This is a genomic window from Acidithiobacillus sp. (assembly GCF_023255755.1).
Taxonomy (GTDB): Bacteria; Pseudomonadota; Gammaproteobacteria; order Acidithiobacillales; family Acidithiobacillaceae; genus Acidithiobacillus.
In genome coordinates this window covers 1338-5990 of record NZ_JAGDVS010000012.1, presented here as the reverse complement: position 1 = coordinate 5990, position 4653 = coordinate 1338, and the positions used below count along the sequence as shown (strand labels likewise).

Genomic DNA, 4653 nt, shown 5'->3' with positions numbered 1-4653 from the left:
ATGCCGGTGGTGATGAAGACCATGTCGGCCTTTTCCAGGGCCGCGCGGATTTCGTCACGACCCTCTTCGGCAGCCTTGCGGCCGACTTCAGGATCCGCGCCCGCACCGAGGCCGCGGGTGATCTGGGCGCCGAGCTGGATGGTGTGGCTGGCGTGGGAATGGCGCAGCGCCTGGGCATCGGTATTGGCGGAGATGAATTCCACGCCCTCCAGACCTGCCGCGCACATGTTGTTGATGGCGTTGCCGCCACCGCCACCGACGCCGATGACTTTGATGACAGCGCCGTCTTGTTCACATTCATTGAGTTCAAACATGGTCTTTCCCCTTCTTGAAGTCCTGCAAAATTATGTGCCTCAGCCCTGCGAGCAGGAATTAGCCAAAGCTCGTCTGTACCCAGGAGCGCATCTTGCGAAAAACGCCGCCGAAGCTCGTATCCATATGATTTTCCCGGGCCGCGATGGCCGGGTTCTGAAGTGGCTCGGCCTGACTCGCCACTTGATTGTGCAGTCCGTACATGACCAGACCGACGCCTGTGGCATGGCCCGGAGTCCGGACGACGGTTTCCATGCCCGGTAAATGCATGGGTTCGCCGACGCGCACCGGCAAGTGGAGGATTTCTTCGGCCAGTTCGGCCATGCCTTCCAGTTTGCTGGAGCCGCCGGTAATGACCACCCCTGCCGCGACCATGTCTTCGTAGCCGGTGCGGCGCAGTTCCGCCTGGATCAGCTCGAAAAGCTCCTTGATGCGGGGCTCGATGATGTCGCCGAGAATACGCCGCGAAATCGTCCGGGGCGGGCGGGTGCCGACGCTGGGGACGGGGATTTCATCATCCTGCTCGATCAGATCACCGAGGGCGCAGCCGTAGAGCTTTTTGATCTGTTCGGCTTCGACGGGCGGGGTGCGCAGACCAAGGGCGATGTCGTTGGTAACCTGATCGCCGGCAATGGGGATGACGGCGGTGTGGCGAACGGCGCCATCGCGGAAGATGGCGATATCAGTGGTGCCACCGCCGATGTCCACCAGACAGACACCGAGTTCTTTCTCATCAGCGGTGAGGACGGCGTCGGCGGAGGCGAGCTGTTCGAGGACCAGATCCTGTACCTGCAAGCCGCAGCGTTCGACGCACTTGGTGATGTTTTGCGCGGCGCTGACGGCACCGGTGACGATGTGCACCCGTGCCTCCAGGCGCACGCCGGACATGCCGACGGGCTCACGGACGCCTTCCTGACTGTCGATCATGAATTCCTGGGGGAGGATGTGGATGACGTTCTGGTCCTGGGGGATGACGATGGCACGGGCGGCGTCCATCACCCGACCGACATCCTCATTGCTGACTTCCTTGTTCTTGATGGCGACGATGCCGTGGCTGTTGTAGCCGCGGATGTGGCCGCCGGCAATACCGACGATGGCGCCGTGAATCTGCACACCGGCCATCAATTCCGCTTCTTGTACAGCGCGAGTGATGGCTTGAACGGTGGATTCGATGTCGACGACCACACCCTTTTTGAGGCCGCGGGAGGGATGCTGACCGACGCCGATGATCTCTGCCTCACGGCCGCCCCTGGACTGGGCGACGATGCAGGCGACCTTGGAGGTGCCGATGTCCAAACCGACGATGAGTTCCGGATTGCTGCGTTTCATTTCGTTTCGCTCCTTCGGATCGGTGATCCGTTACTGACTGCTGACGGTGGCCGCCGCGGGCATGGCGACCGCAAAGCCATTGGTGTAGCGCAGGTCCATGGTGGCCCCCGGCACGAGGTATTCCTTGACCTGGGGGGCAATAACCACCCAGCGTTTTAAGGCGGGAAGGATGTTTTCACTGCCCAGCAGCAGGCGCACCTTATTGCTGAGGATGCAACGCCAGCCGCCACGCTGGTCTTCCTGCAGATCGACCACTCTGGCCCCCAGGGGGGCGAGGATCTGGTTGAAGTCGGCCATTTGTGCAATCAGCCTGGCGCCGCTATCCGCCGGTCCTTCGAGATTCGGCAGGTCACCGGGTACCTGCCCGGGGGGGACGCTGAACACCTGACCCAGCCCATCCACCATCTGGCCCGCACCGCCCAACCAGCGGGCTACCGGGGTGTAGGGTTTGATATCGATCTGCAGCCGGTCGGGCCAGACCCGGCGGACTTCGGCATCAGCCACCCAGGGCAGGGTGTCGAGTGCGTGCCGCACCTGATCCGGATGGATCCAGAGAAAGCCCTGACCCACATAAGGTCTGAGGGCGGCGTTCACCTCGGGCAAAGGGATTCGCGCCGATGTGCCGGTAATGGTCAGGGTGCTGATGGGCATGAACTGTGGTTCACGCACCCAGTTCCAGCCCATCCAGCCCCCCCAGGCGAGGGCGCTGAGGCCGATACCTCCGACCAGCACACCACCGTAAAGCCGCCACGGAATGGGCCGGCGTACTTTGGGCTGGGCGGCCTCGATTTTGCGTTTGGGCGGCTCCTTGAGGGTGGCGGCAGGACGTTGCGGGTTCTGCCCATGGCGGTAATCGCGCATGACGCTAACCATGTTTCACTCTCCTCTGCGCAGTGCGCAGTATGGCGTTGCATAATTCCGGGAAACCCATGCCGATCGCTTTGGCGGCCATGGGGACCAGGCTGTGGCTAGTCATGCCGGGTACACTGTTCACTTCCAGCAGATGGGCCTGGCCGTCGCCGCTGATCATGAAGTCGACCCGTCCCCAGTCGCGGCCGCCCAGTTCGGCAAAGGCCTTGAGCGCAAGTCTCTGCAGCTGCTGATCCAGTGTGGCACCGAGGCCGGAGGGCAAGAGGTAGCGGGTATCGTCGGCGAGATACTTAGCGGTGTAGTCGTAGAAGGCACGGGGTGTTTCGATAACAATGGGCGGCAGTGCATGGCCGTCGAGGATGCCAACGGTGGCTTCGTGGCCGATGACGGCACCCTCGCAGAGGACTTCGTCTTCAATCGCAAAGGCGCTCTGCAAGGCCGCATCCAGTTCTGCCGGACCCGTAACTTTGCTGACGCCAAGGCTGGAACCGCCGTGGTTCGGCTTGATGTACAGGGGCCAACCGAAGCGGGCGCCGAGATCAGGTGCATTCTCGCCGCGGCGCAGCAGTATGCCGTCGGTCACCGGTAAACCGGCTGCCCGCCAGAGCTGCTTGCAGCGCCATTTATCCATGGCGAGGGCGGAAGCGAGTACGCCGCTGCCGGTGTAGGGCATGTCGAGAGTCTCCAGACAGGCCTGCAACAGACCGTCTTCGCCTACCGCGCCATGGCAGACGTTGAAGACGATGTGCGCCTTGCTGTCTGTTACTTGCTGCTGAAGGATGGCCGGCTGGATGTCAATGCCGACGGCATCCAGGCCCAATCCTTGCAGCGCCTGCAATACGGCGCGACCGCTGTCGATGGAAACTTCGCGCTCGCCGGAGGGACCACCATAAAGTACGGCTATGCGGGGCAAATCAGACATCAGCCACCTCCCCGATAACGCGCATCTCCGGCTGGAGTGCGATGCCAAAGCGACTGAAAACCTCTTGTTGTACGTTGGCCACCAGTGCTTCAATCTCCTCGGCGCGGGCAGCACCGCGGTTGATGATGAAATTGGCGTGCTGGGTACTTACTTCAGCATCGCCATAACGTATGCCCTTGAGTTCTGCTGCCTCAATGAGTCGGGCGGCATGATCGCCAGGGGGGTTGCGGAAGACGGAACCGCAGCTCGGCCATTCCAGAGGCTGGGTGGCGGCGCGGCGTTCTTGCCAGGCACGCAGGCGCTGCATGACGGTGTCGCGGTCTTCGGGGGTCAGGCGTAATCCTGCGGCGACGAAGCAGGCCGCGCCCTGACCCAGGACTTCCCGGTAACCAATCTGAAACTCGGCGCGAGACAGACGTTGCAGTTGGCCATCGGGATGTAATACCTCGACCCATTCCACCAGGCTCCAGGTGTCGCCACCGTGGGCGCCGGCATTCATACTGAGACAGCCGCCCAGGGTGCCGGGAATGCCGGCCAAAAATTCGGCGTCGGCGAGCCCGGTTTTGGCGGCGAAGTGGGCGATCTTGACTGCGCCGGCACCTGCTCCGGCACGGACCAGGCCGGACGCGTCGAGGGTGATTTCATCCAGGGTGTTGGCGAGGCAAATGACGGTGCCGCGCAGGCCGCCATCGCGCACCAGCACATTGCTGCCCAGCCCGAGCCAGGTGAGGGGGGCGACGGCGAAACGCTGCAGGAAAGCCTGCAGATCTTCCAGCGTGTCGGGCAGATAGAAGCGATCGGCTGGGCCGCCGACCCGCCAACTGGTATGGCGGTGCATGGGTTCTCCCAGGCGCAGACGACCCCCAATAACGTGCATCATGCGGGATCCTTCCCGAAGACCTGGGGCCATTGTGCCGCCAGACTGGCGATGCTGCCCGCGCCGAGGGTCAGCAGTACGGCCCCGGCGGGGAGTTCGGCGCGGATTTGTTGTGGCGCCGTGAGTAAATCAGGCAGGAAACGGACGGTTACGTTCTGCGCGGCCATGGCTTCGGCGAGGGCGCGGCTGCTGACGCCGGGCAGGGCCTTTTCGCCAGCACTGTAAATGTCCGTCAGAATCACCCGATCCGCTGCCGCCAGGCTGCTGACGAAATCACCGAAGAGTGCTTGCGTGCGGCTGTAGCGGTGGGGCTGAAAGGCCACCACCAGCGGCCGCTCCGGCC

At 63.1% G+C, this 4653-nt stretch carries 4 protein-coding genes and 2 pseudogenes; all 6 read right to left on the bottom strand.

The genetic code is table 11. From position 1 onward, the window contains the following. Positions 1-314: pseudogene (locus Q0C48_RS01155) on the bottom strand (cell division protein FtsZ); the annotation flags it as partial. 58 nt (positions 315-372) lie between these two features. Next, positions 373-1641, bottom strand: coding sequence for a cell division protein FtsA (ftsA, locus tag Q0C48_RS01150; RefSeq protein WP_012536017.1), 1269 nt, complete (start codon positions 1639-1641; stop codon positions 373-375). A gap of 30 nt (positions 1642-1671) precedes the next feature. Next, positions 1672-2514, bottom strand: a complete 843-nt coding sequence (locus Q0C48_RS01145; RefSeq protein WP_291520747.1) for an FtsQ-type POTRA domain-containing protein — start codon at positions 2512-2514, stop codon at positions 1672-1674. After that, positions 2507-3433 carry a D-alanine--D-alanine ligase gene (locus Q0C48_RS01140; protein ID WP_291520745.1) on the bottom strand — a complete coding sequence of 309 codons (927 nt, stop codon included), beginning with the start codon at positions 3431-3433 and terminating at the stop codon, positions 2507-2509. The genes Q0C48_RS01145 and Q0C48_RS01140 overlap by 8 nt, the downstream gene beginning before the upstream one ends. Then, complete coding sequence (gene murB / locus Q0C48_RS01135) at positions 3426-4313, bottom strand: UDP-N-acetylmuramate dehydrogenase (RefSeq protein ID WP_291520743.1); 888 nt, start codon at positions 4311-4313, stop codon at positions 3426-3428. The genes Q0C48_RS01140 and murB overlap by 8 nt, the downstream gene beginning before the upstream one ends. Next, a pseudogene (murC, locus tag Q0C48_RS01130) lies at positions 4310-4653 on the bottom strand (UDP-N-acetylmuramate--L-alanine ligase); the annotation flags it as partial. The pseudogene murC and the gene murB, both read right to left, overlap by 4 nt.